Source organism: Agrobacterium sp. ST15.16.055, assembly GCF_027956555.1.
Lineage (GTDB): Bacteria > Pseudomonadota > Alphaproteobacteria > Rhizobiales > Rhizobiaceae > Agrobacterium > Agrobacterium salinitolerans.
This window is the reverse complement of sequence record NZ_JAQKGN010000009.1, coordinates 162928-189715: the sequence shown is the minus strand read 5'-3', so window position 1 is coordinate 189715 and position 26788 is coordinate 162928. Positions and strand designations below refer to the sequence as shown.

The 26788-nt window shown below is 58.6% G+C and carries 22 protein-coding genes; 9 read left to right on the top strand and 13 right to left on the bottom strand.

The features are described from left to right. Nucleotides 1–428: 428 nt before the first annotated feature. On the top strand, nucleotides 429–2375 hold the full coding sequence (locus PL599_RS15055; protein ID WP_173991416.1) for a M23 family metallopeptidase: 1947 nt from the start codon (nucleotides 429–431) through the stop codon (nucleotides 2373–2375). Nucleotides 2376–2443: 68 nt separating this feature from the next. Here PL599_RS15055 and clpB read toward each other — a convergent pair whose 3' ends face one another. From clpB to PL599_RS15025, 6 genes are all read right to left on the bottom strand, one after another. Continuing rightward, nucleotides 2444–5068 (bottom strand): ATP-dependent chaperone ClpB, encoded by a 2625-nt coding sequence (clpB, locus tag PL599_RS15050; protein ID WP_142913466.1) that lies wholly within the window; start codon nucleotides 5066–5068, stop codon nucleotides 2444–2446. Between the two features lie 353 nt (nucleotides 5069–5421). Then, entirely contained in the window at nucleotides 5422–6204 is a 783-nt protein-coding gene (locus tag PL599_RS15045; RefSeq protein WP_077984937.1) for a DUF4167 domain-containing protein, read from the bottom strand. A gap of 397 nt (nucleotides 6205–6601) precedes the next feature. Next, nucleotides 6602–7471, bottom strand: coding sequence for a peptide chain release factor N(5)-glutamine methyltransferase (gene prmC, locus PL599_RS15040; RefSeq protein WP_269824545.1), 870 nt, complete (start codon nucleotides 7469–7471; stop codon nucleotides 6602–6604). Further along, nucleotides 7468–8547 carry a peptide chain release factor 1 gene (gene prfA / locus PL599_RS15035; protein ID WP_269824546.1) on the bottom strand — a complete coding sequence of 360 codons (1080 nt, stop codon included), beginning with the start codon at nucleotides 8545–8547 and terminating at the stop codon, nucleotides 7468–7470. Before prfA ends, prmC begins: the two co-directional genes overlap by 4 nt. 29 nt (nucleotides 8548–8576) lie before the next feature. Then, nucleotides 8577–10844, bottom strand: a complete 2268-nt coding sequence (ptsP, locus tag PL599_RS15030) for a phosphoenolpyruvate--protein phosphotransferase (protein WP_269824547.1) — start codon at nucleotides 10842–10844, stop codon at nucleotides 8577–8579. Nucleotides 10845–11019: 175 nt separating this feature from the next. Further along, nucleotides 11020–12297 carry an aspartate kinase gene (locus PL599_RS15025; protein WP_077984980.1) on the bottom strand — a complete coding sequence of 426 codons (1278 nt, stop codon included), beginning with the start codon at nucleotides 12295–12297 and terminating at the stop codon, nucleotides 11020–11022. 390 nt (nucleotides 12298–12687) lie between these two features. Here PL599_RS15025 and PL599_RS15020 point away from each other — a divergent pair, with 390 nt between their 5' ends. Further along, nucleotides 12688–14535, top strand: coding sequence for a DEAD/DEAH box helicase (locus PL599_RS15020; RefSeq protein ID WP_269824548.1), 1848 nt, complete (start codon nucleotides 12688–12690; stop codon nucleotides 14533–14535). Between the two features lie 96 nt (nucleotides 14536–14631). Here the strand turns inward: PL599_RS15020 and PL599_RS15015 are convergent, their stop codons facing one another. Continuing rightward, complete coding sequence (locus PL599_RS15015; RefSeq protein ID WP_142913463.1) at nucleotides 14632–15078, bottom strand: hypothetical protein; 447 nt, start codon at nucleotides 15076–15078, stop codon at nucleotides 14632–14634. Between the two features lie 117 nt (nucleotides 15079–15195). On the opposite strand from PL599_RS15015, the gene PL599_RS15010 reads away from it, so the two are divergent. Beyond that, complete coding sequence (locus PL599_RS15010) at nucleotides 15196–15819, top strand: TetR/AcrR family transcriptional regulator (protein ID WP_244614264.1); 624 nt, start codon at nucleotides 15196–15198, stop codon at nucleotides 15817–15819. Between the two features lie 63 nt (nucleotides 15820–15882). Here PL599_RS15010 and PL599_RS15005 read toward each other — a convergent pair whose 3' ends face one another. Beyond that, nucleotides 15883–17121 carry a saccharopine dehydrogenase family protein gene (locus tag PL599_RS15005; RefSeq protein WP_142913461.1) on the bottom strand — a complete coding sequence of 413 codons (1239 nt, stop codon included), beginning with the start codon at nucleotides 17119–17121 and terminating at the stop codon, nucleotides 15883–15885. Between the two features lie 60 nt (nucleotides 17122–17181). Beyond that, entirely contained in the window at nucleotides 17182–18279 is a 1098-nt protein-coding gene (gene nspC, locus PL599_RS15000; RefSeq protein WP_137412445.1) for a carboxynorspermidine decarboxylase, read from the bottom strand. Between the two features lie 277 nt (nucleotides 18280–18556). Between nspC and PL599_RS14995 the strand changes: the two genes are divergently transcribed. The 3 genes from PL599_RS14995 (at nucleotide 18557) to galE (ending at nucleotide 20508) form a co-directional block, all read left to right on the top strand. Then, nucleotides 18557–18901, top strand: a complete 345-nt coding sequence (locus PL599_RS14995; RefSeq protein ID WP_077984944.1) for a DUF883 family protein — start codon at nucleotides 18557–18559, stop codon at nucleotides 18899–18901. Between the two features lie 4 nt (nucleotides 18902–18905). Then, nucleotides 18906–19343: a hypothetical protein gene (locus tag PL599_RS14990; RefSeq protein WP_137412447.1), complete on the top strand. Its 438-nt coding sequence runs from the start codon at nucleotides 18906–18908 to the stop codon at nucleotides 19341–19343. A gap of 181 nt (nucleotides 19344–19524) precedes the next feature. Then, entirely contained in the window at nucleotides 19525–20508 is a 984-nt protein-coding gene (gene galE / locus PL599_RS14985) for a UDP-glucose 4-epimerase GalE (protein WP_269824549.1), read from the top strand. 103 nt (nucleotides 20509–20611) lie between these two features. Here galE and PL599_RS14980 read toward each other — a convergent pair whose 3' ends face one another. Next, nucleotides 20612–21187 carry a PRC-barrel domain-containing protein gene (locus PL599_RS14980; RefSeq protein WP_269824550.1) on the bottom strand — a complete coding sequence of 192 codons (576 nt, stop codon included), beginning with the start codon at nucleotides 21185–21187 and terminating at the stop codon, nucleotides 20612–20614. A gap of 235 nt (nucleotides 21188–21422) precedes the next feature. On the opposite strand from PL599_RS14980, the gene PL599_RS14975 reads away from it, so the two are divergent. Next, entirely contained in the window at nucleotides 21423–23147 is a 1725-nt protein-coding gene (locus PL599_RS14975; RefSeq protein ID WP_142913460.1) for a sensor histidine kinase, read from the top strand. A gap of 260 nt (nucleotides 23148–23407) precedes the next feature. On the opposite strand, the gene PL599_RS14970 is transcribed toward PL599_RS14975, so the two are convergent. Both PL599_RS14970 and PL599_RS14965 read right to left on the bottom strand, forming a co-directional pair. Beyond that, nucleotides 23408–24400 (bottom strand): sensor histidine kinase, encoded by a 993-nt coding sequence (locus PL599_RS14970; protein WP_142913459.1) that lies wholly within the window; start codon nucleotides 24398–24400, stop codon nucleotides 23408–23410. 95 nt (nucleotides 24401–24495) lie between these two features. Next, nucleotides 24496–25290: a response regulator gene (locus tag PL599_RS14965; RefSeq protein ID WP_080794289.1), complete on the bottom strand. Its 795-nt coding sequence runs from the start codon at nucleotides 25288–25290 to the stop codon at nucleotides 24496–24498. Between the two features lie 138 nt (nucleotides 25291–25428). On the opposite strand from PL599_RS14965, the gene PL599_RS14960 reads away from it, so the two are divergent. Together PL599_RS14960 and PL599_RS14955 are read left to right on the top strand one after the other, a co-directional pair. Beyond that, nucleotides 25429–25635 (top strand): NepR family anti-sigma factor, encoded by a 207-nt coding sequence (locus PL599_RS14960; RefSeq protein ID WP_077984949.1) that lies wholly within the window; start codon nucleotides 25429–25431, stop codon nucleotides 25633–25635. Then, the gene (locus tag PL599_RS14955; protein WP_003508744.1) at nucleotides 25635–26201 is read left to right on the top strand and encodes an RNA polymerase sigma factor; all 567 of its coding nucleotides are present in this window, start codon (nucleotides 25635–25637) and stop codon (nucleotides 26199–26201) included. The genes PL599_RS14960 and PL599_RS14955 overlap by 1 nt, the downstream gene beginning before the upstream one ends. A 58-nt stretch (nucleotides 26202–26259) precedes the next feature. Here PL599_RS14955 and PL599_RS14950 read toward each other — a convergent pair whose 3' ends face one another. After that, on the bottom strand, nucleotides 26260–26730 hold the full coding sequence (locus PL599_RS14950; RefSeq protein ID WP_077984950.1) for an Lrp/AsnC family transcriptional regulator: 471 nt from the start codon (nucleotides 26728–26730) through the stop codon (nucleotides 26260–26262). Nucleotides 26731–26788: the final 58 nt, after the last annotated feature.

Here is a 26788-nt window from a genome sequence, read left to right as displayed (position 1 = left end):
GAACGAAAGACTTCGTCGCCAGCAGCGCCGCCGCCCTCGTTCAGTGAGCGGACTTATAAGAGAACCTCACCAAACAAGTCAACACACCAAATTCGAAAAAATAAAGAAATGTGATATCTGCATGATTATAAAAGGAAATTTCGTTTTCATGAGCGTATCGGCATAATAAGACGCCACCGAGCTTGTGGTTTTGCACAGGAGAGTGCGCCCACGCGCATGAAGGCGGGTCGCGCGCCTTCTTTTAGCCCCCTTCCTCGCTAATTGCTTTGCCAACGAAGCGTTAACACGAGACATGCCGGCGCGTGTCCCTATACAGACGGTTGCGACATGTCTTCCGGTGCGTCGACCGATTTGACTCACGGCTTTGAAAGTTGCACATCTTCGCGTGAAGTTTCTGGAGAGCGCATGACCGACGGGGCACAGCTGGTATGACTGCGGATCGCAATGTGATCCGGTCGCTAGGCACGGAACCGCCAATTCTGGCGGAAGGACGACGTGCACCCGATCGCCGTGAGATTTCGTTGCGCTGGCTTTCGGGCACGTTCCTCACGGGGATTACCTCTTCCATCTTGATGGGGGTTGCGCTGTTTGCCGCTCTTGACGGTCGCCAGCAGCTTGCCATTCCCGCCGAAGCTTTCGCCAAGACGGATATGGGCGACAATGTGACGGAGGCAGCTCGTCGCGGCACTCGCCTCGTTGCTCCGAACATCGCGGCCCGCCCCTCCGATCGCTCGATCATGGAAGTTTCCACCGTTATCAATGAAGGCGACAAGGAAGTGGTCCGCAAGGTCCCCTTCTCTCACGTCAAAATTCCGCTGGCGTCCAATTACGCGAAACAGGATGACTACCCCGCCTTTGATCCGCTGAACATATTTGCCAGCAACGACGACAAGGATGCGCCCGCTCCGGCGGCGAGCCGCACCGGCACGATCTACGGCTCCGAAGTCGAATCCGAAGTCAGCCTGAAAACCGTCGCCTTTCCCATCCAGCACTCCAAATATGCTTTTGCGGGCTCCCTGAGCTTCGATGAGGTCGAGGAAGCAGTACGTTCAAACGGCTCGATCCTGACGGACGGTAACGAGCAAGTTGCGGCACTCTACTACATCGACCCACGCCGCTTCGATAATGATGATGGCGATGTCGACATTACCGCCGGCCTTGCTGCCCGCGTTGTCGAGCAAAACATGTCTGTTTCGACCCCGCAATCACCCTCGGTTCCCGCCAAGGAATATGCCGACGACGTCATCCCTGCCCGCCAGACGGAGACAATCGAAGCTGCCCTCTTCGGCGCCGGTTATTCGAAGGCGCAATCCTCCGAAATTGCCGGGCTGCTTTCGCCGCAAATCCAGTCGAACAATGTCGAAAGCGGCGACGTTCTGCGCGTCGGCATCATCCAGGAAGACGAAAAGAGCGACATCGTGCGCGTGAGCCTTTATCGCAAGGGACGCCACATGGTCACCATGGCCATCGATGATCGCAAGCGTTTCGTCAAGGCTAGCGAACCGCCGAAGCTCGACGCCGTGGCGACCGCCTTCGACAGTACGCCAGCGCCTGCCGCCGGTCGCGATCTGCCGAGCGTTTATGACGGAGTCTACCGTGCGGCTCTGGCTTACGGCATGAACCAGAGCATGGTTTCGCAGCTCATCAAGCTTCTGGCCAGCAGCGTCGATTTTCAGGCGCAGCTCAAGCCGGCCGATACGCTGGAGGCCTTTTTCTCCGTGGAGGACGCGGACGGCAAGGCGACGGACAAGTCGGAACTGCTCTACGTGAACGCCAAATTCGGCGACAACGAGACACGTTTTTACCGTTTCCAGAACCCGGACGACAACAGCATCGATTATTTCGACGAGAACGGCAAAAGCATCCGGCAGTTCCTGTTGCGCAACCCCGTTCCGAACGGCCGCATGACATCCGGTTTCGGTATGCGCCGCCATCCGGTTCTGAAATTCAGCCGCATGCACACCGGCACCGACTGGGCGGCGCCCCGTGGAACGCCGATCATCGCGACCGGTAACGGCATTGTGGAGAAGGCCGGCTGGGCATCCGGTTACGGCAACCAGACCCTGATCCGCCACGCCAATGGCTATGTCTCTTCCTACAATCACCAGAGCGCCATCGCCAAGGGCGTCACCGAAGGTTCCAAGGTCCGGCAGGGTCAGGTGATCGGTTATGTGGGATCGACCGGCCTTTCGACCGGCGCGCATCTGCATTACGAGCTGATCGTCAACGGCACCAAAGTGGACGCCATGAAGGTGCGCCTGCCGGGCGGCAAGTCGCTTTCCGGCGAGGCGCTGGCGCGGTTCTCCGATGAGAGAAAGCGCATCGACAATCTACTCAACATCGCGGACAAGCCTAATCAGGTGGCGAGCCGGTAACTCGGCGGACTTTTACGGGTTAAAAAGTAGTCAAGTGAAAAGGGCTCCGTTTCCGGAGCCCTTTCATTTTATGCCGCATCGGCCGTTTCAGTCTCAGCCTCACCCTTGGCGGGTTTGACCTTGAACAGCAACCGGTCCGTGCCCGAGGTCACTTTGACCCGCGAACCATCGGGGATTTCACCGCCGAGGATCATTTCCGCCAGCCTGTCCTGAACCGATTTCTGGATCACCCGCTTCAGCGGACGCGCGCCGTAAGCCGGATCGTAACCCTTATTGGCAAGCCAGTTGCGGGCATCCTCATCCAGTTCGAGCGTGATCTTGCGATCTGCCAGGAGCGAGACGAGACGCTTCAGCTGGATTTCCACGATCGCACCCATTTCGTCACGCCGCAGGCGGTGGAACAGGATGATATCGTCGATACGATTGAGGAATTCCGGCCGGAAATGCGACCGGACCCGCTCCATGACCAGTTCACGAACCGAATCCACATCGTCATTGTCGCCCATCTGCGTCATGAATTCCGAACCGAGGTTCGAGGTCATGATGATGATGGTGTTCTTGAAATCGACGGTGCGGCCCTGGCCATCCGTCAGGCGGCCATCATCCAGCACCTGCAAGAGGACGTTGAACACGTCCGGATGCGCTTTTTCGATCTCGTCGAACAGCACGACCTGATAGGGCCGGCGGCGAACCGCTTCCGTCAGGGCCCCGCCTTCTTCGTAACCGACATAACCGGGAGGCGCGCCGATCAGCCGGGCAACGGAGTGTTTCTCCATATATTCCGACATGTCGAGGCGAACCATCGCGGTTTCGTCGTCGAACAGGAAGCGAGCGAGCGACTTGGTCAGCTCGGTCTTGCCCACGCCCGTTGGGCCGAGGAAGATGAACGAACCGATCGGCCGGTTGGGATCCTGAAGGCCAGCGCGCGAACGGCGAACCGCCTTGGAAACCGCCTGAACGGCCTCTCCCTGCCCGACAACGGACTTGGCAAGCTCGTCTTCCATGCGCAGCAGCTTTTCGCGCTGGCCTTCCAGCATCTTGTCGACCGGAATGCCGGTCCAGCGGGAAACGACATGGGCGATATTGTCCGCCGTCACCACTTCCTGAACCATTGAGCCGGCGCCGCTGCTGTCGCGGGCTTCCGCCGCAGCCAGTTCCTTTTCAAGGCTCGGAATGATGCCATATGTCAATTCGCCGGCGCGTTGGAACTGGCCGTTGCGCTGGGCGATTGCCAGCTCGTTGCGGGCTTCATCCAGCCGCTTCTTCAAGTCGGCGGCATGGCCGAGCTTCTGCTTTTCCGCCTGCCAGCGGGCCGTCAGCGCATCCGCCTTTTCTTCCGTATCGGCCAACTCGTCCTCGAGCTTCTTGAGGCGGTCGGCGGACGACTGATCCGTTTCCTGCTTCAGGGCTTCGCGCTCGATCTTCAGCTGAATGATGCGGCGATCCAGTTCGTCCAGTTCCTCCGGCTTGGAATCCACCTGCATGCGAAGACGCGAAGCGGCCTCGTCCATCAGGTCGATTGCCTTATCAGGCAGGAAGCGGTCGGTGATGTAGCGGTTGGAAAGCGTCGCAGCCGCAACCAGGGCCGAATCCGAGATGCGGACCTTGTGGTGCTGTTCGTATTTTTCCTTCAGACCGCGCAGGATCGAAATCGTGTCCTCAACGGTCGGCTCATCCACCAGAACGGGCTGGAAACGGCGTGCAAGGGCCGGATCCTTTTCCACATGCTTGCGATATTCATCGAGCGTGGTGGCGCCGACGCAGTGCAGCTCACCGCGGGCAAGCGCGGGCTTTAAGAGGTTGGACGCATCCATCGCGCCATCGGCCTTGCCGGCGCCGACCAGCGTGTGCATCTCGTCGATGAACAGGATTATGCCGCCATTCTCGGCCTGCACTTCGTTCAGAACCGCCTTTAGGCGTTCCTCGAACTCACCGCGATATTTCGCACCGGCGATCAGCGCGCCCATATCGAGCGCCATCAGCTTCTTGTCCTTCAGGCTTTCGGGCACGTCGCCATTAACGATGCGCAGCGCAAGGCCTTCCGCAATCGCCGTTTTACCGACGCCGGGTTCACCGATCAGAACGGGGTTGTTCTTGGTACGGCGCGACAGGACCTGGATGGTGCGGCGAATCTCGTCGTCGCGACCGATGACAGGGTCGAGCTTGCCTTCGCGGGCTTCTTCCGTCAGGTCGCGCGCGAACTTCTTCAGCGCATCGAAGCCCTGTTCGGCGTTGGCGCTGTCAGCCGTGCGGCCCTTGCGGATATCATTGATGACCTGATTAAGTGCCTGCGCCGTTGCGCCGGCCTTCTTCAGGGAAGCCGAAGTGGTGGCGGAACTTTCAATCGCAAGAGCCTGCAGCAGACGCTCGACAGTGACGAAACTGTCGCCGGCCTTCTTGGCGAGATCTTCCGCAGTCGAGAACACTTTGGCAAGCGGCGCGGTGAGCGAAAGGCCGCCATTGCCGCCGGAAACCTTGGGCAATTTCGCAAGTGCCGCATCATTGGCAAGACGCGCTTCCTTGGCGTCGCCGCCGGCGCGCTCGATCAGCGATGCCGCCATGCCCTGCTCGTCATCGAGCAGTACCTTCAGAACGTGTTCGGGCGAAAATTGCTGATGGTTTTCGGCAAGCGCGAAGGTCTGCGCCGACTGCAGGAAACCGCGAACGCGCTCGGAGTATTTTTCAATATTCATAGTCGAACCTCCATAGACCGGCCCGCCCGCTTTCGGCACGGCACCGGGTGTTAGGGTTGAGGCTCCCTCAAAAGGCAAGCCCCGCTACGACAGCCGTGTTTAAGAGATTTCACGTCCGTCGCCTCTCGCTGGTCGGCACCGACGATGCGGTGTTTGTCCTTCCTGCACGAATATGGGAGCCGTTTTCATCGGTTTAAAGGGGAGCAAATCCGCCGTATCGGGAAATTTTCGTTCGATCTGACAAGTGTCAATTCGCCTCGCCGGATGAAGCTGGAGAAGGTGAACTATCGCCGAAAACAAAAAACTCCGGCAAGCCGGAGTTTTTCAATCGCCATGTGATTTGCAGACGCTGCTTATTCGGCAGCATTCTCGAGAGGCGCGACCTCTTCACCGGCAGGCGTTTCTTCGCCTTCGGCGCCTTCCGCCGCGGCGGTACGGCGCGGGCGACGCTGACGGGGGGCAGCTGCACGGCGGGTCTTCGGGGCGCGTTCAGCCGCTGGCGCTTCCGCCTGCTGCTGTTCTTCCTCGACAGCCACTTCCATGGGCGTGCCTTCAATGACGGGCTGCGGCGCCTGGCTGGCGTCGTAAACCGGAGGCTGCTGTTCGGCGGTCACCTGCGGCTGGCGCGGCTGACGCTCCTGCCGTTCGCGGCGATCCGGACGCTCACGACGCTCCTGGCGCGGTTCGTTCCGCTCGTTACGCTCCTGGCGTTCGGGCTGCTGCGCCCGCTCGGCCTGTTCGGCCTGCTGCTGCGGCGCAACGGCACCTTCATCGCCGTCGTTCACTTCCATATCGTCACCGTCGGCGGCATTGTACTCGCCGCGGTCGTCGCGCTGGAAGCGTTCCTGCATCTGGGCCTGAGCCGACGCAATGATGCGGTTGTAATGTTCAGCGTGCTGCAGATAATTCTCAGCGATCACGCGGTCGCCGGAACTCTGCGCGTCGCGCGCCAGCGCCGCGTATTTTTCCGCTATATGCTGGGCTGTGCCACGGATTTTAACATCGGGGCCGGAACTGTCATAAGTCCTGGTGAGCGGGTTGCCGCCCTTGCGGTTGAAGTTGTTGTTACCGCCACCATTGTTATTGTTGTTGTTTCCACGCCCCCGGCCGCGCTTGTTTTGCTGTCCTGGCCTCATCAATTGCTCACCTGAATTCTGTTTTGCTGACAATCTGGTTGTTTTCATGCAATTCCGGGCGGAAAACCGCTGGAAATTTTTTCCTGAAATTGCTCCATCACGCGCCTTGCCGAAGATAACTCCCGGGCAAGACCTCGCGTATGACGACCGGCTGCGCAAATGCTGCACCGAGCCGCCTGCGAACAAAGTTTACTGATTCACATGCCGGAAACGCCCAGCCTTTCAGGGCTCCTTAAAGAACCCGCTTCGGGACTGACCCATACCCTGACGAATCTCAGTTCGTCCTCAGCCACCCGGCATGTGGCCGCAAACTATCCCGCTTCCCGCGGAAATCCAAGCCTTTTCTTTTGCTGTGCAAAATATCCTTGCAAAAAATCCGCAGACATATCGCGAACAACTATCTCCGGAAGGTCAAAACTCTGTCGTTACCGCCATAATCCTTGACGGCGTCCAGAAGAGAGAAGCCGTGGGAAGCAAATATAGCGGAAACATCAAGCCTTTGATCGAAACCGATCTCCACACCGACAATCCCGTTTTCCACAAGAAAGCGGCCTGCATCGGCAGCGATGAGGCGGTACGGTGCAAGGCCGTCCTGACCTCCATCCAGCGCCGCCATCGGGTCGTGGTTACGAACCTCCCGGTCGAGCGTTGCGACAATATCAGTTCTTATATAGGGCGGATTCGACACAATTATGTCAAAGCGGCCAGAGATTTTTTCAAACCAGTCACTGCGAATGGTTTCGAAGCGTGAACTGAGACCATTTCGAGCGGCATTTCTGGCGGCCGTTTCCAGCGCATCTGCCGAAATATCACTGCCGATACCGGACGCCTGCGCACATTCCTTTAGCAGTGCCAGACAGATTGCACCCGTTCCCGTACCCAAATCCAGAATGCGGACGCTACCCGTTCGGGAAACCGTCTCCTTTAACGCCGGCAACAGCGTATCGACGAGAACCTCTGTATCCGGGCGGGGTTCGAGTGTTTCCTTCGATAGAAGAAGATCAAGGCCGTGAAACGCGCGGTGGCCGAGAATGCGATGCACCGGTTCGCCCAAGGCCCGCCGCTCGATCATGGCGGCGATACGCGCGTTTTCTTCCGCGCTGACCGGGCGGTCTGACTTCATCACGAAATCGGTCAATGAGAAACCGACGACTTCCGCAATCAAAAGCCGCGCATCGAGAAGCGGATCATCGATCCCGGCTGTCTGCAGCCTTTTGCGGGCGGCGGCAAGCGCGCTCGCGATACTCGCTTCAGCCGCCGTGCTCAAAGCTGTTCGCCAAGCTGGGCGAGTTGTCCCGCCTGATAATCGGCGATCAGCGCATCCACAAGTTCATCGATCTCGCCTTCGATCATCCGATCCAGCTTGTAGAGCGTGAGATTGATGCGGTGATCGGTAACGCGACCCTGCGGGAAGTTATAGGTGCGGATGCGCTCGGAGCGATCACCCGAACCCACCTGGCTCTTACGGTCGGCAGAGCGTTCGCTCTCCACCTTCTGGCGTTCGATATCGTAAAGCCGGGAGCGCAGAACCTGCATGGCCTTGGCGCGGTTCTGGTGCTGAGATTTCTCCGAGCTGGTAACGATCAGGCCCGTCGGAAGATGGGTGATGCGAACGGCGGAGTCTGTGGTGTTGACGTGCTGACCGCCGGCTCCCGACGCGCGCATCGTGTCGATACGGATGTCTTCCGGACGGATTTCGACGTCGATGTCTTCCGCCTCCGGCAGCACGGCAACAGTGGCGGCAGATGTGTGAATGCGACCACTCGCCTCCGTTTCCGGCACACGTTGCACACGGTGCACGCCGGATTCGAATTTCAGCTTGGAGAACACCCCTCGCCCGCTGATCGTGGCGATGATTTCCTTGTAACCGCCCGCTTCACCTTCGCTTGCGGAAAGAACTTCCACCTTCCAGCCCTTGGTCGATGCGAAGCGCTCATACATGCGAAAAAGATCGCCGGCGAACAGTGCCGCCTCGGAACCGCCGGTTCCGGCTCGAATTTCGAGGATCGCGCTTTTTTCGTCCGCCGCATCCTTTGGCAACAGCAGGACCTGCATATCCTTTTCAAGCTCGCCGATACGGGTCTCGACCTCTGGCAGCTCCATTTCCGCGAGCTCGCGCATATCCTTGTCGGTCGTCTTGTCGGCCAAAAGCGCTTCTAGATCGTTGGCCTCGGAAGTCGCTTTCTCGTAGTCGCGGATTTTCTTCACCACCGGCTCAAGTTCGGAATATTCCGAAGCCAGCTTCACATAGACATCCGCTGCCGGGCCGGCCGACATACGCGCTTCGATCTCGCCGAAACGTCGTTCCAACTCGCGCATTTTTTCGACGGGAAGCTTCGCCACCAGTCACTCCAATAATGAAACAGGTCTTTTTAAATGGGAATGGAATGCGTCGCGGCAAAGCGTAACAACACCTCGCGCGCACTTTCCAGCGAATTGTGATCATCCAGCGCCGCGTTCAACTCTTCGGCAAGCTTTGCGGCATCGAGCCCGAGCAGCATCGCCTTCACCGGACCGATCGCCGTCGGCGACATGGAAACCGAGCGGAAACCGAGGCCGATCAGCGCCATAGCCGAAAGTGGCTTGCTTGCCATTTCGCCGCAAAGCGTGACGGCGGTGTGGTGTTTCTCACCGGCGCGCACGATATCGCGCAGAATGCGCAGGAACGGCTTGCCAAGATTGTCGAAACGATCCGAAACGCGGGCATTGCCACGATCCACCGCCATCGAGAACTGGAACAGGTCGTTCGAGCCGACGGAGACGAAATCCACCTCCTGCATCAGCTCATCGAGCTGCCACATCAGGGAGGGCACTTCCAGCATCGCGCCAAATTGCAGCTTTTTCGGCAGCGCATGGCTGAATTTGGAGAGATGCTGCACTTCCTTCTGTAACAGGTCGCGGGCGGCGCGAATTTCTGACACTTCCGTCACCATCGGCAACATCATGCGCAATTCAGCACCGGATGCGGCGCGCAACAGTGCACGCATCTGCGTGCGCATCAGGCCCGGACGGTCGAGCGACAGGCGAATCGCCCGCCAGCCCAGCGCCGGATTTTCCTCTTCCTGGCCCCGCATATAGGAAACGACCTTGTCGCCGCCGATATCCAGCGTGCGGAAGGTAACGCTCTTGCCCTTGGCCTGCCGCAGAACGGAGCGGTAGAACGCCTCCTGCTCCTCGCCCTTCGGCATATTGGAGGCGATCATGAATTGCAGCTCGGTGCGGAACAGGCCGATGCCATCGGCGCCGGATTCTTCCAGTTGCGGCAGGTCCACCAAAAGGCCGGCATTCATCTTCAGATTGACCTTCTGGCCATCCTTGGTGATCGGCTCGACATTGCGCAGCGCGCGGAACTGCTCCTGTCGCTTGGCGCGCAGGCGCACCTTTTCTTCATAAGCACGCTGCAGATCCGACATCGGGCGCAGATGCACCTGACCATCATCGCCATCGATAATGATGGGATCGTTATTTTCCGCCAGCGCGACGATCCCGGTCGCCTGCCCGATGATCGGAATGCCCATGGCCCGCGCGACGATGACGACATGGCTGGTCACCGCGCCGTCTTCGAGCACCAGTCCACGCAGTTTTTCACGCGGATAATCCAGCAGCTCGGCAGCGCCCATGGCGCGCGCCAGAACGATGGCGTCGAGCGGGAAATCCTGCTCCGGCCCACGCCCGCCAAAACCGATCAGCTGGCGCAGCAGCCGGTTGGCGAGGTCGTCGAAATCATGCATGCGCTCACGCAGATAGGGGTCAGTGAGCCGCATCATGCGCGCCTTGGTGTCGCTCTGCACCTTCTCGACCGCCGCTTCCGCCGTCAGGCCGTTGCGGATGGCCTCTTCCATGCGCCGCACCCAGCCCTGATCGTGGGCGAACATGCGGTAGGTCTCGAGAACCTCGCGGTGTTCGCCCTCGGTCGGCACGTCACGGCGCTGCAACATGTCGTCGATCGACAGGCGCAGCGAGCCGATGGCGTCGGCAAGACGGCGGATTTCCGTATCGGCATCTTCATTGAGCAGGTTGGTCACGACGATGCGCGGATCGTGCAGCACGACGTGGCCAAGGCCGATTCCTTCGCCATAACCATCGCCATCGATGGAAACCGCGCGCGTCAGGTCCAGCTCCACGCCGGGGCGGGTGATCTTCTTCAATTCACCGCTCGCCACTATTTCAGCGATAAGCATCGCGGTTGTCTCGAGCGCTTCAACTTCATCCTCCCGATACGTTCGGCTGGCCTTGTTCTGGACCACAAGAACGCCAAGAGTGCGACCGGAGCGCAAAATCGGCACGCCGAGGAAGGAATGATAAATTTCCTCACCGGTTTCAGGAAGATAGCGGAAAGCGGGATGCGCCTGCGCATCGGAAAGATTGAGAGGTTGGGCGGACGCGGCGATGGTGCCGACAAGACCTTGCCCCATTTTCAGCTGGGCAAGATGCACGGCATCCTTATTGAGACCTTCGGTCGCATAAAGTTCCAGCACGCTGTCGGAACGCAGCACGTAGACCGAGCAAACCTCCGCCACCATGTTGCTGGCAATCTGACGGACGATCTGGTCCAGACGCTCCTGCGGTTCAAGGTGCTCCGCCATCATTTCGCGCAGCCGCTTGAGCAGGACACGCGGACCTGCGGAAAGGTCTCTCATCGCGTTTGCTCCCCGACGCTTCCGATCCGAATGTCATAATATTCGGGAATCAAAAGGTCATTTAAAAATTTATAGCGCGAGAAGCGCGTCCCGCAAGGGACACGCTTTCATGAAACGCCGCATCGGAAGAACGCAACTCCGAAGAATCGGAGCATCGGGAACCGATGTCTCGGGTTCAAGCTTTATCGAGGCCGTAAGCGGAATGCAAAGTGCGAACGGCAAGTTCGGCATAGGCGCCGTCGATCAGGATCGAAATCTTGATCTCGGAGGTGGTGATCGCCTTGATGTTGATGTTCTTCTCGGCAAGCGCCTTGAAGGCACTGGCGGCCACGCCGGCGTGGCTGCGCATGCCGATACCGATGACCGACACCTTGGCGAGGCCCGTCTCGTTCTGCGCGACGTCGAAGCCGATCTGGGCCTTGTTGTCTTCCAGAAGCTTGATCGCCTTGGCGACGTCGCCCGAAGGAACGGTGAAGGTCATGTCGGTGCGCGAACCGTCTTCGGAGATGTTCTGCACGATCATGTCGACATTGATATGCGCTTCCGCCAGAGGCCCGAAGATCGCGGCGGAGACGCCCGGACGGTCGGCCACGCGGCGCAGCGAGATCTGTGCTTCATCCTTGGCATAGGCGATGCCAGTTACGACTTCCTGTTCCACGATTTCATCCTCGTCACAAATCAAAGTACCGGGCGGGTTGATGAGGTCGCCCATGCCCGGCGCATCGGGATCCTCGAAACTGGAGCGAACGAAGGTGCGCACCTTGTGTACCATGGCAAGCTCGACCGAGCGAACCTGCAGAACCTTCGCACCGAGAGACGCCATCTCGAGCATTTCCTCGAAGGCGATCTTCTTCATGCGGCGAGCCTTCGGCTCGATGCGCGGGTCGGTCGTGTAGACGCCGTCGACATCCGTATAGATGTCGCACCGGTCCGCCTTGACGGCGGCGGCGATGGCGACAGCCGAGGTGTCCGAACCGCCGCGGCCGAGCGTCGCGATGCGGTTGTCAGGACCGATGCCCTGGAAACCGGCAACAACGGCAACCTGGCCTTCGCCCATGCGCTTGACGATATCGGAACCATCGATTTCCAGAATCCGGGCGGCGCCGTGCGCATTGTCGGTGCGGATCGGGATCTGCCAGCCCTGCCAGGAGCGCGCATTGATGCCCATGGATTGCAGCGTGATCGCCAGAAGACCTGACGTCACCTGTTCGCCGGATGCAACAACCGCATCATATTCGCGCGCGTCGAAAAAGGAGGCGGCGTTGGCGCCAGCCACCTTCGCGGCGTTCTGCACCCAGTCCACCAGCTCGTTGGTTTTACCGGACATGGCAGAAACGACCACGGCCACTTCATGGCCGGCATCCACTTCGCGTTTCACATGCCGTGCGACATTGTGAATGCGTTCGAGGTTCGCGACGGACGTGCCGCCGAATTTCATGACAATGCGAGCCATAGCCTTGACCAGTACCATCCCATTTTCCCGCCGGCTCCTTCAGGAAGCGGACGGACAAGAACAAACCCAGTCGGCCCTTCCTGAAAAGAGCCTCAAGTTGCGGGTCTCTTAGCGAAAAGGTGGGGGGCACGCAATGCCGTTTATGAACCATGCGGTACGCCTTCTTTCTGGGCCGATAAAACGGACGAAGACAGCATCGAACCGTTAACGAGATAAAGCACCCGTAAAAGAGCGTACCGCAGTGCACTGTACAAATGGGCCCATTCGCAGTATGAGCGCGGCAATGCAACCGGCCAGATGGCCGAAATGGCCTGCATCGGCTGCCCCGGAGACATTAGGATCTATTGGTTTCGGGCGGATGCGGGCAGCTTCATATCCGAAAGACGGTAGATGACAGACACCCAGGGTATCGCCCCGGCGATCGCGCAGGCGTTGGAAAAACGCGGCTACAAAGACTTGACCCCCGTGCAGCAGGCCATGCTTGCGCCCGAACTCGCCGACAAGGACGCGCTGGTTTCCGCGCAGACCGGTTCCGGCAAGACCGTTGCCTTCGGCATCGCGCTCGCGACCACGCTGCTGCGTGACAATACCCGTTTCGGCCAGGCCGCTGCCCCTCTGGCGCTTGCCATTGCCCCCACGCGCGAACTGGCCATGCAGGTCAAGCGCGAACTGGAATGGCTTTATGAGTTTGCAGGTGTCTCCATTGCCTCCTGCGTCGGCGGCATGGATATCCGCAATGAGCGCCGGGCGCTGGAGCGCGGTGCGCATATCGTCGTCGGCACGCCCGGCCGTCTCTGCGACCACATCAAGCGCAACGCACTCGATCTTTCGTCGATCCGCGCCGTCGTGCTCGACGAAGCCGACGAGATGCTCGATCTCGGCTTCCGCGAAGATCTGGAATTCATTCTGGAAGAATCGCCGGACGATCGCCGCACGCTGATGTTCTCGGCCACCGTGCCGCGCAGCATCGCCAAGCTGGCCGAAAGCTACCAGAAGAACGCCGTGCGCATCGCCACCGCTTCCGAACAGAAGCAGCATGTGGATATCGAATATCGCGCGCTCCTGGTGTCGCCTTCCGATCGCGAGAACGCCATCATCAATGCGCTGCGCTTTTATGAAGCCCGCAACGCCATCGTATTCTGCTCCACCCGGGCCGCTGTGAACCATCTGACGGCACGCCTGAACAATCGCGGCTTTTCGGTCGTGGCTCTCTCCGGTGAACTAACGCAGAACGAACGCACACATGCCCTGCAGGCCATGCGTGACGGCCGCGCCCGCGTTTGCGTGGCGACCGACGTTGCCGCCCGCGGCATCGACTTGCCCGGACTCGAACTCGTCATCCATGCCGATCTGCCGACCAATTCCGAAACGCTTCTGCACCGTTCCGGCCGTACCGGCCGCGCCGGTCAGAAGGGCGTCAGCGCCGTCGTGGTGCCGGTCAGCCAGCGCCGCAAGGCCGAACGCCTGCTCGAAGGCGCCAAGGTCAGTGCCGCATGGGTTCACCCACCCTCCGTTGAAGAGATCGTCGAGCGCGACGGCGCCCGGCTTCTGGCCGATCCTACGCTAAGCGAAGCAGTGGCGGATGACGAACGCGATTTCGTCACCAAACTGCTGGAACAGCATGGCGCGGAAAAAGTCGCCGCTGCCTTCGTGCGTCTTTATCATGCCGGACGTTCGGCGCCGGAGGACATTTTCGAGGTCGCGCTTGACAACACCCGCAAGCCGCGCCGCGACAGTTTCGAAACACCCGAAAACAATGCGCCGCGCCGCGACAGGTCCGATTTCTCCGACAGCGCCTGGTTTTCGCTCTCCGTTGGCCGCAAACAGAGCGCCGAACCGCGCTGGCTCATCCCCATGCTCTGCCGTTTCGGCAAGATCACCCGCCAGGATATCGGCGCGATCCGCATGCAGCAGACGGAGACCTTCGTGGAACTGGCGGCTGATGCCGTCGACCGTTTCACCTCCGCCATCGGCAAGGATATGACGCTCGAAAAGGGCATCCGTCTGAAGGCGCTGGAAGGCAAGCCGGAAATAACCGGCAGCTTCCGCGAAGACACCCGCCCGGCGAAGGCCCAGCGCAAGTTCAGCAAATCGGACAATGCTGCCGCTCCCCGCGATGACCGCAAGGGCGACGACAAGCCCTGGAAGAAGAAAAAGTCCTTCGGCGACAAGCCGAAATATGAAGGCAAGAAGGACAAGCCTTTCGAAAAGCGTGGGCCGAAGCAGCCGAAGGGCTGATTGCCTTTCGCTCTTCGACATCTGAAAGTCAAAGGCCCCGTTTTTGCACGGGGCCTTTTTATTGCGACATCTACAGAATGTCCGTCACGGGCATCCCTATTTGGTCGTCACTTCGACAAGGGCCGTGACCGGCTTACCGTCAACCAGAACGGGTTGATGGTGATCGTTCGCCAGTAGAACGCCGATGACATGCCGCCCGGCCGGGCTGGGGCAATGGCCAAAACGGGCCTTGATCAAATCCCCACCGAAGTCGCTGTTCATGCTGTTATAGGTGCGGCCGGGAATATTGCACGTATCGCCTGAAGGGTCGATTTTCATATGCACGTGGCCGCATTGGCCGTTGTCTCCACATTGCCCGGCGGCAAGCAGCATGAAGTTGCTTTTGACGACGACGCCGATTGCGCGTTCCGGGTCATTCCCCAGCTCTATGACATCGCCGGCTTTCGGCCAGACGATTTCGAGGGTTGGGCTGTCCCCGGCATATGCGACGGCGATTGGAAGTAAGGTAAATGCGAGACTGAACTTTAACAATAAACGCAGCATTGAACCCTCCTGACAAAATGTAATCGATGCTTACATCAAGGGAGCGGCTTTACGCAAGAGAAAAATAATCAGTGATTACATCCGCGTTCCATGCTAGGGACAGCCATGAGTACGAACATGAAAGCGAATGGGGACAAGCCCTACCACCATGGCAATCTCGTCGATGAACTTGTCGCGGCAACGATCGCAATCATCGAGGAGCGAGGTGTAGAGAACATTTCAGTCCGCGAAGCCGCCAAGCGCGCTGGCGTTTCGCCTGGAGCGCCGTTCAGGCATTTCCGTTCGAAAACAGCTCTGATGACTGCTGTCGCGGAACAGGCGATGAGCCGACTGACCGAATCCGTCGAAGCCGCAAGACGACAGGCCGGCAGTGACGATCCCCTCGTCGCCTTTGAAGCCATCGGCCACGGCTATCTGCGCTGGGCACTGGCCAATCCGACGCATTTCGAAATCATCAGCTCGAGAACGCTGATCGATTTCAATTCGTCCGATATTCTACGCGAGCAGAATGACGCCATACGTCGCCTGATGGTCAACCTGCTCGCGCAGGCGCGTGAAAACGGCCAGCTCGCAAAGGGCCTCGACCTCGACCAGCTCGTGCTAAGCTCCCGCGCACTGGTCTATGGCCTTGCCCGCATGGCAATCGATGGGCATTTTCCGGAGTGGCATGTTGCAGAGCCCCCTTCGGAAGCGATGCATAAAGCACTGCATCTGTTCATAGGGCAGTTCCCCAAGGGATAGCCGCCAAAAGAAAAGCCCCGATTTCGCGGGGCTTTTCCATTCTATCAATCAAAACATCGGCAATCAGAACTCCAGCGCGCGATCGCCGTTTTCGTCCTTGATGCGGTTCGGAAGACCGATCTTGTTCAGAAGGTTCAGGAACGGCTTCGGCGGCAGTTCTTCCACATTGGCCATCTGCTTCACGTCCCATTCGCCGGTGGCGATGAGCATGGCGGCTGCGACCGGCGGAACGCCGGCGGTGTAGGAAATCCCCTGCGAGCCGACTTCTTCATAGGCATCCTTATGGTCAGCCACGTTGTAGATGAAGACTTCGCGCTCCTTGCCGTCCTTGATACCCTTGACGATATCGCCAATGCAGGTCTTGCCGACATAATCAGGCGCCAGCGAAGACGGATCGGGCAGCACGGCCTTGACCACCTTGAGCGGCACGACTTCCAGGCCTTCGGCCGTCTTGACCGGCTTCTCGGACAGGAGGCCAAGGTTCTTCAGCACGGTGAAGACGTTGATATAGTGATCGCCGAAGCCCATCCAGAAGCGCACATCGGCGCCGTCCATGTTCTTGGACAGCGAATGCACTTCGTCATGGCCGGTCATATAGGCCTTCTGCTTGCCGACGACAGGCAGGTCGAATTCCTGTCCGACTTCGAACATCTGGTTCGTCTGCCACTGGCCATTCTGCCAGGAGTAAACGACGCCGGTGAATTCGCGGAAGTTGATTTCCGGATCGAAGTTGGTGGAAAACCAGCGGCCGTGGCTGCCGGCATTGATATCGACGATATCGACCGAGGTGACCTTGTCGAAATACTCATCCTTGGCGAGACGCGCATAGGCGTTGACCACGCCTGGGTCGAAACCGACGCCGAGAATGGCGGTAACGCCCTTTTCCTTGCACTCTTCCGCGCGCTTCCACTCGTAGTTTCCATACCACGGCGGCGTCTCGCAAATCTTGGTCGGATCCTCGTGGATCGCCGTGTCCATATAGGCAACACCCGTGTCCATGCAGGCACGAAGAACGGACATATTGACGAAAGCCGAACCGACATTGATGACGATTTCCACGCCGGTTTTCTTGATCAAGGCTTTCGTCGCCTCGATATCCATCGCGTCAAGCGCATGGGCCTCAAGTTTCACATCTGTCTTGAGGCTCTTCTTTTCGCGTACGGACTCGACAATCTTGCGGCACTTTTCCACGGTCCGTGACGCAATATGAATGTCTCCCAATACATCGCTGTTCTGGGCGCACTTATGCGCCACGACCTGTGCTACGCCACCGGCGCCGATGATCAGAACGTTCTTCTTCATTTCAGGTGATGCCTCCTTTTCCCCGCAGGGATGAGCTTCGTTTCATGTTAAAAACAGGGTTTAAGACAGGCTTTGCTCGAAATCGGCAAAGTCGAATTCACGAACGGCGCGAACGGTGCCGTCCAGTTCCTTGATGGCGATGGTCGGCATCCTCACGCCGTTGAACCAGTTCTTCTTGACCATGGTGTAGCCGGCCGCATCCTGGAAGGAGATGCGGTCGCCGACCTTCAACTCCTTGTCGAAGCGAAAATCGCCGAAAATATCGCCGGCGAGGCAGGACTTGCCGCAGACCATATAGGGATGCTCGCCTTCGTTCGGCAAAACCTTGGCGGTTTCGCGATAGATCAGCAGATCGAGCATGTGCGCTTCGATGGAGCTGTCGACGATAGCAAGGTTCTTGCCGTTGAACAGCGTGTCGAGAACCGTCACTTCGAGCGTCGTGCTCTTCGTGATCGAGGCTTCGCCCGGCTCCAGATAGACCTGCACGCCATATTTTTCGGAGAAGGCCCGCAGACGGTCGCAGAACTGGTCGAGCGGATAATTATCGCCGGTAAAGTGGATACCGCCGCCAAGGCTCACCCATTCGGCACGCGACAGCAGCGATCCGAACTTTTCCTCAATCTGGGTCAACATGCGGTCAAACAGAGAGAAATCGCCGTTTTCGCAATTATTGTGGATCATGAAACCGGAAATGCGGTCCATGACCTTGTCGACCTTGGCCACATCCCATTCGCCGAGACGGCTGAAGGGACGCGCGGGATCGGCAAGGTCGAAGCTCGAAGAGCTGACCTGCGGGTTGAGGCGCAGACCACGGGTAATACCGGAGGCCTTGTCCGCAAAACGCTCGAGCTGGCTGATGGAATTGAAGATGATCTTGTCCGCATTCGAGATCACCTCGTCGATTTCGTAATCGGCATAGGCGACGGAATAGGCATGGGTTTCACCACCGAATTTCTCGCGGCCGAGACGGACTTCATAAAGCGAGGACGAGGTGGTGCCGTCCATATATTGCGACATGAAATCGAAAACCGACCATGTGGCGAAGCACTTCAGCGCCAAGAGCGCCTTGGCGCCGGATTTTTCCCGCACATAGGCAATCTTCTCCATGTTGCGAAGAAGCTTTGTCTTGTCGATGAGGTAATAGGGCGTCTGCAGCATGTCGTTTCACATATTGATTGAAGTCAAGGTACGTCTCGATGATGGGCCTTATAGGATGCTTGTGACAGGAAAACAAATGTCCGGGGCCTAATTCCTGAAAAATGCCTGACCATTCAAGAAGGGCAAATAATCACATGACGTTACGGAACCAAGGCCGGGTCGGCGCGTTTTACTCCCGGACAGGCGGGTTGTTTCTGCCGCCGCAACGAGAGTTAAGCGGTGTCAGTCATTGACATGTCGCCATTTCCATCAACGATGTTCAAGAAGGACCTGACCCATGGCAAGTGTGCGCAGCAGCGTTAACGACAAGATCCAGCAATCCCTCGAAAGCGGTGACGCAGCCGATGTGGCCGCACAGCTCGCCCAGCTTCGCGAAGATCTGGCAAATCTTGCCAAGAGTGTGAAAGCGCTTGGCGTCGGCGCGTCTTACGAGCTGAAAGCACAGGCCGCACGGGTCGCAGACGATGCGATTTCTGCCTCGAGCGACATGGCGGATACGGTCCGCAGCGAGATTTCCACGCTGAACGACAACCTCACCGATCAGGTCCAGAAGAACCCGCTGCAGTCGCTCGGCATCGCCGTTGGCGTTGGCTTCGTTCTTGCCCTCCTGACGCGTCGATAAGCTCATGCTTGAGGCATTGCTGGTCTATCTGGGGGAGACCCAGCGTGAAGGGCGTGTCGTCACGAGACGATTGCGCTCCGTCATCATATTGTCGGTGCTGGCAGGGATATTTTTCCTGATAGCCTTCGTCGCAGCGGTCGTGGCGGGATCAATCTATCTGGCGCGTCACGTCGGGGCCGGACCGGCCGCACTCGTCGTTGCGGGCTCTGCCTTTCTGCTCGGTGTTATCATGCTGGTGGCGCTCGCCATCCTCAAACGCCCGAGGGTCTACGCGACCAGACCGATGTCACCACTTGCTGCCGCAGCACCTTTAACGGCTGCGCCGCTCGCGCTGCAATCGCTGCTTTCGCTTGCAATCCAGGCACGCCCTTACGCGACACTTGCCGTCGCTGTTGCGGCTGGATTTCTCGCAACGAGAGCGGGTACAAAAAAGACCAAGTAACTTCTTGGCAGCCTCGCAAGACCAACCGCGCGTCCAGACGATGGATGCGCGGTTTTTTTTATGTTACCCGCGAAGGATAGACTGGTTGTTGGCGTTGCCCGCCACGCCGCCCTTATTTGAACAAAGTGACATACAGTCTCGGGCAGTCTCTGCGCGTCCGTAATTTTCTGAAAGGCAATTGATGAAGAAGAAAGTCCTTGTCGTCGGCGGTGCCGGCTATATCGGTTCGCACACCTGCCTTCTCCTGTCTGAGCGAGGGTATGAACCGGTTGTTTTCGACAATCTGTCCAACGGGCATGAGGAGTTTGTCCGCTGGGGGCCTTTCGAACAGGGTGATATTCGCGACCGGGCGCGGCTGGACGAGGTCTTCGCCAAGCACCAGCCAGAGGCCGTTCTTCACTTCGCTGCGCTGATCGAAGTCGGTGAATCGGTCAAGCAGCCCGTGGCTTTCTATGACAACAACGTCATCGGCTCGCTCAACCTGCTTTCCGCCGCCATCGATGCCGGCGTCACGGCTTTCGTTTTTTCGTCCACCTGCGCAACTTACGGATTGCCCGAACAGGTACCGATCGACGAGACGCACCGGCAGGCGCCGATCAACCCCTATGGCCGCACCAAATGGGTGGTGGAGCAGGCGCTGAAGGATTACAGCACCTACAAGGGGCTGCGTTCGGTCATGCTGCGCTACTTCAACGCCGCTGGCGCGGATTTCGAAGGCCGCATCGGTGAATGGCACAAGCCGGAGACCCACGCGATCCCGCTGGCCATCGAAGCCGCACTCGGCCGGCGTCAAGGCTTCAAGGTGTTCGGCACGGATTACGACACGCGCGACGGCACCTGCGTGCGCGACTATATCCACATTCTCGATCTCGCCGATGCGCATGTGCGGGCCGTGGATTATCTGCTTGCCGACGGGGAGACCGTCGAACTCAACCTCGGCACCGGCACCGGAACGACTGTGAAGGAACTGTTGGCGGCGATTTCGGAGGTTTCCGGCCGCCCCTTCCCCGTCGAATATACCGGGCGGCGCGACGGCGATTCCACGACACTCGTCGCCAATAACGACAAGGCGAAGGAGGTTCTCGGCTGGGAGCCGCGTTATTCCCTCTCCGACATCATCAAATCCGCCTGGGCCTGGCACTCCTCCCGCAATGCGGGCGATTGAACAGCTGGCGATCAGATAGAAAAAGACACCGGCCTGTTGGCCGGTGCCTCTCGCGGGACAGCTGATTGAAGCCGGTCCCGCTCCTGCCTCCCAGGGACGGGAATTAGGGCTTGGTGGCGGACGTCGTCGTGCCGTCAGGGGCCGCCGGCGTTGCCGCGTTCTTTTCGCTCGCCTGCTGCTCCAGCGTCTTGAATTCGGGAGCGGCCTTCAGCGTTTCCGCCGTTTCCGTCGTTGTCAGGCGGATTGTACCGTCTTGCGCGTTGCGCGTCATCGTTACCTTATCCATCGGAACCGCAACATCCTTTGCGCCGATGCCCAGGAAGCCGCCGACGCCGATCACCGCAGCAACCAGACCGCCATCTTCTTCCATAATCAGGTTGGTGACGTTACCGATGCTTTCATCGGCCGCCGTATAGACCGACTTGCCGATATAATCGTTCGCGCTGACCTGCGTTTTGCCCTGCTCGGTCAAATAGGCGCCACCCATCGTTGTGGCCGCGCTGTCATTGGCAGAAGGGGCGGCAGGCGTCATCGGGGTGGCAGGCGGGTTTGCCGGCTCTGTCTGCGCACTCGGATTTGCCGGTGCGGGCTGGGTCGTACCCTGAGCGATGGCCAGCGGCGCGAAAGCCGTGGTGCCCATCAAAGCAGCTGTGACGAGGATAGTAATTTTCTTTGCCATTTCGTACCTTCCTTTCATCGTTCTCAACTGGCCGGCGGTGATGAATTTCATACCCGCTGCTCGACCGGTTCGTCTGGCAAACGGGTTGGTCGTTGAAATAGTTCCGATTTTTTCAATCATACCGATGCAATTGTGGCCTGCCACAACGACCGAAGGTAAAAAATCAGGCATTGCTAATGAGGGACGGCACGGTATTATCCGTGCCGTAACAATGCCATAACTGCCGGAGTTTTGTATGCCTCTACCCGGCAACAGACTGAAAGACATGATTTCGGCTTTGCGTCGGCGCAGCGCGAATTTTTTCCCAACGGCTTCCATCGGCACCTATCTGGTGGTGATGGCTACCGTCATCACCCTGCCGCTCATTCTCTTTGGCGGCTATCTGATGCTGCGCCTGGAAGCGGAAAAACGCGACGACCTGCAACGGGAAACCATCGAGGACGTGCGGGTGGCCTCGCGCAATATCGACCGCCGCCTGCAGGAAATCGCCACGTCTCTCAATCTCCTGTCGCAATTCCCGGAACTTGAAAGCGGCAATCTCGCCGCGTTTCAGGGACGCGTCGCCGATAGCCTGAAGCGGGAGGGCCTCTACGCCATTCTCACGACCAAAGATGGCCAGCAGCGTCTCAATACACGCATGCCCTATGGCCAGCCGCTCGGCAAGGTGCCGGCGGAAGCCAACCTGGCCAAAGCGATCGACTCTGGCCGCATCACCGTCTCGAACATGTTTTTCGGCCAGACCAGCAAGGAATGGGTGTTCAACGTCACCTTGCCGCTCGGCCCGGATTTGGACGCCGCCGGAGACGCCCTGATCCTGACGCAGAATACCAGCGACCTGAGCCGGCTCATTCCCACGGAAACCCTGCCACGCAACTGGGCGGTCGCCATCATTGACGGCAACAACCGCGTTGTCGTCTCAAGCGCGCCCGATGAGGCGGAAATGGGCAAGCCGTTTGTCACCCCGGACGTCCTTTCGGAGATGCAGGCATTCAGCGGCAATTTTTTTGACGGCAAGGGCAATCTCTATGCCTATGCCCAATTACCGGGCTGGCAATGGAAGACGGTGATGTGGGGTCCGCTCGCCGCAAGCCAGGCGGCGCTGATAGATACCTGGCGACAGATGATGATCGGCAGCCTGGTGTTGGTGCTTATCGCCATTGGCGGCGCCTATCTGGTCGGCCGGCAATTGCGCAGCTCCATTCGTGATCTGACCCTGATGGCCGAGCGCATCGGTGAGGGCGAGATCGTCGCACCCATCGATACCAAGATAAAGGAAGCCAACCAGGTCGCCATAGCACTCTCCAACGCGTCCTTCGACAGAAGCCAGTCAGAAGAGCGTCTGCAATTGCTGCTGCACGAACTTGTACACCGTTCCAAGAACATTCTGACGCTGGTTCAGGCGATGATACGGCAATTGGGACGCGAAAATAAAAGTATTCCGGAATTTCAAAAGGAGGTGGATCACCGCCTGCGCGGCCTTGGAATGTCGATCCGGGCCTTGGCGGAGGTTCAATGGCAAGGCCTGCCGATCCGCAAGCTGATCGAGACCCATCTCGAAGTTTTCGGCACCGTGGCGCATCGCGTCGTGCTGATCGGAGATGATTTCATGCTCTCCCCGGAAGCAGCACAGAATTTCGGCCTGGTGATCCATGAGCTGACGACGAATTCCATCAAATATGGCGCATTGTCGGTTCCAACAGGAAAAATCACCGTGCGCTGGCAGCCGTTTGAAAAAGACGGGCGCCAGATGATCCACCTCGTCTGGACCGAAACGGGTGGCCCTCCGGCGAGCGAACCGAGCCGCAAAGGTTTCGGCACCACGGTCATAAAAAGGCATGCGGAAGGCGCCTTCGGTGGGCAGGTGCTGACGCAATATCGTGAAGCCGGCTTCGAGTGGACGCTGGAGGCGCCGATGCGTTATTTCACGCCCAAAAGATCGGAACAGACAGGCCAGCACTGATGCTGGCAAGCGGGTTCAAAAGCAGCTCATTTGTCGATTGTTAAAAAATGCATTTTGCGGGAACCTATTCCCGGCAGGTGCATTCTTACTGCAGGCCAAGCAATTCCCCCGTCCCCGCCTGAAGCTTGGCTGAAAATAAACAGGTTTCACCCCTGAAAACCTGTCATGAAATAGCACGGCTCTTTTCATGAGCCGTGCTATTTGTTTTTGATTTCCAGGACATGAGCGTTAAACCCGGCGTCGCGCCCGATATCGCGATTTCAGGCGGCGTCCACGCTGTCGCCGGAAGGAAATTTCAGCCGGTAGACGATTCGCTTAGCCGTCAACTCGTATTCGGCGCTTCCACCCAGCGCGGAGGGAACCACCTTTTCGAGCACCACGCTGCCGAAGCTGCCACGCCGGGTTTCGACCGGCTCTTTCGACGGCATCATCGGCTCATTCCATTCAACCATATAAAACTCACCCTCCTGACGACATTGCAGGGATATGGGGGGGTGATAGGCAAGATTGCCGCTATGGCTGACGGTGTTGACGACCAGTTCATGGAAGGCGAGCCCGATATAAAGCGCGCCGTTCGGATTTAGCAGCAGGTTTTCGCCTTCCATATGGATGAGGTTCGGATATTCCGGCACATAAAGATCGAATTGCTGGCGCAGCAGCTCGAATATTCGCGCGCCCCGCCAGTCCGAATCCGTGATGAGATCCTGACTTTGCGCAAGAGCATGTAGCCGTCCTCGAAACTTTCTCAGAAAATCGTCCTTGGTCAGGCTGAAGCGGGCCGTCTGGCCTGCAAGGCTCTGGATGATCGCCAGGAGATTCTTGGAACGGTGGCTGACCTCGCGCAGCAACGAGCGCAGAAGCTGCTCGCGCCGCCTTTCCGCCGTCACCTCGCGAATGGTGGTTTTCATCACCACCTGGTTCGACTGGTTGAAGGTGGAGTGGACCTGAAACTGAAAGACACGATCGTTGCCGGCATTGACTTCCAGCATACCGCGGCTGCCCGCCGTCTTCATGTCCTTTTTAAGTTCGGCAAGCCGCGCGGAGAGATCTTTGCCGAACAGATTTTCGTCGGTCGGGTGGGAATCGGCCGGAAGTTTCCAGACATCCGGCAGATTGGCCACGAATATATAGTCGCGGTTCCAGTCCTGCAGCATGACTGTTTCACCCGAATCGAGCAAGGCGAGAACGAGCGAATCGTGAAGTTCGCTTTCGTTCCTCTCCGCGTTGTGCCATGCCAGCCGATGCAAATTCATCTCCTTGCAGAACGCCGCAGGTTAGCCCCACGACTGTAACCGCCAACGCCCGGGCGCCAGACTGGTTCCCGGTCAGCCTGCGGCTTCGGCAAAATTCACGCCGCGGCGCGTGAGCTTTCGTTGAAAAACAGGGCCTGGCTGATAAGCGCCTTCACCATGTCCGGATTAAACGGCTTCGTCACGAGGAAGGTCGGCTCCGGCCGTTCGCCCGTCAGAAGACGCTCGGGGAAAGCCGTGATGAAGATAACCGGGAGGGTGGTCATCTCAAGAATGTCTTTCATCGCATCGAGACCGGAACTGCCGTCGGCAAGCTGAATATCGGCAAGGATCATCTTCGGTTGGGTGCGATGGAAGAGATCGAGCGCTTCCGTATGCGTGCGGGCGATGCCAGTGACACGGTGACCGAGATCGGTGACCATCTGCTCGATATCCATCGCGATCAGAGGTTCGTCCTCGATGATCATGATGTCGGTCGCCACCTGCCGGGCGATCTCGGAGGCTGCCTCATCGATCAGCTTGCCGACCTGATCCTCGGAGACTTTCAGGACCTCTGCGGTTTCCGATGGCGTGAATTCTTCGACCGTCGTCAAGAGGAAAGCCTGACGGGCCAGCGCCGGCACGGCGGAGAGGTTGGCCGAGGCGCGTTTTTCCCATCCCGACAGGTTTTCGTCGGTCTTAATATTGATCGTGACGGAACTAAAGATCGATACGAACAATTGATAGAGCGAAACGCGATCGCTGCTTGTCTGCGGAAAAATGCTGATATCGGCGATCAGAGCTTCGAGTGTTGCCGCAACATAGGCATCGCCCGTCGATTGTGAGCCGCAAACGGCACGCGCGAACCTGCGCAGATATGGCAGGTGCGGTGCGATGCGTGTAGAAACTGACATGGAATTCTCCCCTTTCATGCGGTCTGCAACGCAAACCCACGATAGCAACGTGCGCATGTCAAAAATAGTTCCGGATCGCCGGAACTATTTTTTTCACCGCGCATTCTTTGCCACGACGCAGAAGGAATACCGGACGTTATGAGAATATTTCAATCGGACCAAGACCAGCCGGACAATCCGGCCGCCCCCCAGGTTCCACACTCGGGACGGGCGGTGATTTCCCGCAAGCTCAGGGAGCTTTATGATGCCGTTCAGGATGAAGGCATCCCTGACAAATTCCTCGACCTTCTCGAAAAACTCGATGAAGCCGAAAGCAGAGCCAAGACGAAGGCTTCGGAGGAATGATGGCGAAAGAGCCGGAACAGACAGAATACAATTTCAAGCGGGAAATGCTGGCGGCGCTGCCGAACCTGCGCGCCTTCGCGATTTCGCTCATCCGCTCGAGGGACCGTGCCGACGACCTCGTGCAGGACACGATCATGAAGGCCTGGGCCAAACAGGACAGCTACCAGCCTGGCACCAACATGCGGGCATGGCTGGTGACGATCCTGCGCAACGAGTTCTACAGCCAGATTCGCAAATCCGGCCGTGAGGTGCAGGATACGGACGGCGTCTATACCTCGCGCCTGTCGGTGCCGCCGGAACAGCATGGTTCGGTAGACCTTCAGGATTTCCGCGCAGCACTCGCAAAGCTGCCGGACGACCAGCGTGAAGCCATCCTGCTGATCGGGGCTTCGGGTTTTGCCTACGAGGAAGCCGCCGAGATTTGCGGTTGCCCTGTCGGCACAATCAAGAGCCGCGTGAGCCGTGCGAGACTGCGCCTGCAGGAATTGCTTGGCATCGAGAACGAAAACGAGTTCGGCCCGGATGCGCAGATGAGCGCGGTGACCGCCGCTGCCACGGCGCGCTGAGGAATTGAACGACAGAAACGGGCAGGCAAACGTCTGCCCGTTTTTCCATGGCCGCTTTTCAGATGCCGGTTTCCTTGACCGATTGCATGACCACGAAGGTCGAAGTGTTGGCCACGGATGGCAGGCTCGAGATTTTCTCGCCGAGTACCCTTCGATACTTGCGAATATCGCTGGTGCGCACCTTCAGAAGATAATCGAAGGCGCCTGCGATCATGTGGCACTCCTCCACTTCCTTGATCTTGCGCACCGCCGCGTTGAACTCCTCCAGCGCCTTTTCACGCGTATCGGAGAGTTTTACCTCGGCGAAAGCGATGTGATCGACGCCGAGCTTCTGCGGATTGAGCATGGCGCGGAAGCCGAGAATATAGCCTTCATCCACCAGCCGCTTCAGCCGCGTCTGGCAGGGCGTCTTGGAAAGACCGACCCGTTTTGACAATTGCAGAACGGACATCCGCCCGTCCTCGCTGAGCGCCTCGAGGATCTTGAGATCGAAGTGGTCCAGACCGTCTGTTTTTTGACTATTTGCCACGCGATTTTACGCCTTATCTGAAAAATAAAAGTTCATATAGCCTGTTTTATCCCGAAAA

Excerpts from the sequence above, each read along its gene's own strand:
- PL599_RS14975 (WP_142913460.1), top strand. The coding sequence starts at position 21,423 with ATGCCTCTACCCGGCAACAGACTGAAAGACATGATTTCGGCTTTGCGT.
- PL599_RS14965 (WP_080794289.1), bottom strand. The coding sequence starts at position 25,290 with ATGTCAGTTTCTACACGCATCGCACCGCACCTGCCATATCTGCGCAGG.
- clpB (WP_142913466.1), bottom strand. The coding sequence starts at position 5,068 with ATGAATATTGAAAAATACTCCGAGCGCGTTCGCGGTTTCCTGCAGTCG.
- PL599_RS15020 (WP_269824548.1), top strand. The coding sequence starts at position 12,688 with ATGACAGACACCCAGGGTATCGCCCCGGCGATCGCGCAGGCGTTGGAA.
- PL599_RS15025 (WP_077984980.1), bottom strand. The coding sequence starts at position 12,297 with ATGGCTCGCATTGTCATGAAATTCGGCGGCACGTCCGTCGCGAACCTC.
- nspC (WP_137412445.1), bottom strand. The coding sequence starts at position 18,279 with ATGCTGCAGACGCCCTATTACCTCATCGACAAGACAAAGCTTCTTCGC.
- PL599_RS14980 (WP_269824550.1), bottom strand. The coding sequence starts at position 21,187 with ATGGCAAAGAAAATTACTATCCTCGTCACAGCTGCTTTGATGGGCACC.
- PL599_RS15055 (WP_173991416.1), top strand. The coding sequence starts at position 429 with ATGACTGCGGATCGCAATGTGATCCGGTCGCTAGGCACGGAACCGCCA.
- PL599_RS15015 (WP_142913463.1), bottom strand. The coding sequence starts at position 15,078 with ATGCTGCGTTTATTGTTAAAGTTCAGTCTCGCATTTACCTTACTTCCA.
- PL599_RS14970 (WP_142913459.1), bottom strand. The coding sequence starts at position 24,400 with ATGAATTTGCATCGGCTGGCATGGCACAACGCGGAGAGGAACGAAAGC.
- PL599_RS15010 (WP_244614264.1), top strand. The coding sequence starts at position 15,196 with ATGAAAGCGAATGGGGACAAGCCCTACCACCATGGCAATCTCGTCGAT.
- PL599_RS14960 (WP_077984949.1), top strand. The coding sequence starts at position 25,429 with ATGAGAATATTTCAATCGGACCAAGACCAGCCGGACAATCCGGCCGCC.
- ptsP (WP_269824547.1), bottom strand. The coding sequence starts at position 10,844 with ATGAGAGACCTTTCCGCAGGTCCGCGTGTCCTGCTCAAGCGGCTGCGC.
- PL599_RS15005 (WP_142913461.1), bottom strand. The coding sequence starts at position 17,121 with ATGAAGAAGAACGTTCTGATCATCGGCGCCGGTGGCGTAGCACAGGTC.
- PL599_RS14990 (WP_137412447.1), top strand. The coding sequence starts at position 18,906 with ATGCTTGAGGCATTGCTGGTCTATCTGGGGGAGACCCAGCGTGAAGGG.
- PL599_RS15045 (WP_077984937.1), bottom strand. The coding sequence starts at position 6,204 with ATGAGGCCAGGACAGCAAAACAAGCGCGGCCGGGGGCGTGGAAACAAC.
- galE (WP_269824549.1), top strand. The coding sequence starts at position 19,525 with ATGAAGAAGAAAGTCCTTGTCGTCGGCGGTGCCGGCTATATCGGTTCG.
- PL599_RS14995 (WP_077984944.1), top strand. The coding sequence starts at position 18,557 with ATGGCAAGTGTGCGCAGCAGCGTTAACGACAAGATCCAGCAATCCCTC.
- PL599_RS14955 (WP_003508744.1), top strand. The coding sequence starts at position 25,635 with ATGGCGAAAGAGCCGGAACAGACAGAATACAATTTCAAGCGGGAAATG.